This window comes from Peribacillus sp. SIMBA_075, from assembly GCF_046534585.1.
In genome coordinates, this window is record NZ_JAWRYN010000941.1 from 1 (window position 1) to 259 (window position 259).

Annotated in this window: 1 protein-coding gene; it reads left to right on the plus strand. The window is 35.5% G+C overall.

Annotated elements, in window-relative coordinates; genetic code table 11:
* Positions 1-67: 67 nt before the first annotated feature.
* A partial coding sequence (locus SB775_RS31030; protein ID WP_410865114.1) for a hypothetical protein occupies positions 68-259 on the plus strand: 192 nt, incomplete at its 3' end.

The window sequence follows — 259 nt, forward strand, 5'->3', positions numbered from 1 at the left end:
CATTTTTCGGATGAAAGTGAGCAATATTTACGTTCGAAAAAGGTTTAACACGAAAGGTTGAGATGTGATGTCTGATCAATTTACAAGTCGTGAACAGCGACGTAAAGCAAGTCAAGAAAACAATAAGAAGCAAAAGAACAAAAAAGGCAAAAAGAAAGCAGGTCTATTTAAAAAAATATTTTTATCTTTACTCGTGATCGGTCTTCTTTGTTTAGTTGCCGGAATCACAACTTTTGCCGTTTTTGCATCAAGCGCTCCT